1 protein-coding gene is annotated in these 219 nt (G+C 60.3%); it reads right to left on the reverse strand.

The window, feature by feature from the left end; translation table 11 throughout:
* The coding region (locus ACLEJP_RS25630; protein WP_440810940.1) for an immunoglobulin-like domain-containing protein at positions 1-219 on the reverse strand (219 nt) is incomplete at both ends.

Genomic DNA, 219 nt, shown 5'->3' on the forward strand with positions numbered 1-219 from the left:
GTCGGGTTCGGCGTCAGCTGCTCGAAGTTACCGCCGGTGGCGTTTTCGATGGTCACACTGACGGTCGAGCCGTTGTTGTAGACATCGTTCGCCGGGGTTTCGAAATTGACGCTGCCCTGGGTCTTGCCGGCTTCAACGGTAATGGTCTGGCCGTTGGACAAAGTCACGGTCACCGGGGTCTGGGCAGGGTTGCTCAGGGTCACGGTGTAGGTGATCACG

It is taken from the genome of Pseudomonas sp. SMV7, from assembly GCF_052041995.1.
Lineage (GTDB): Bacteria > Pseudomonadota > Gammaproteobacteria > Pseudomonadales > Pseudomonadaceae > Aquipseudomonas.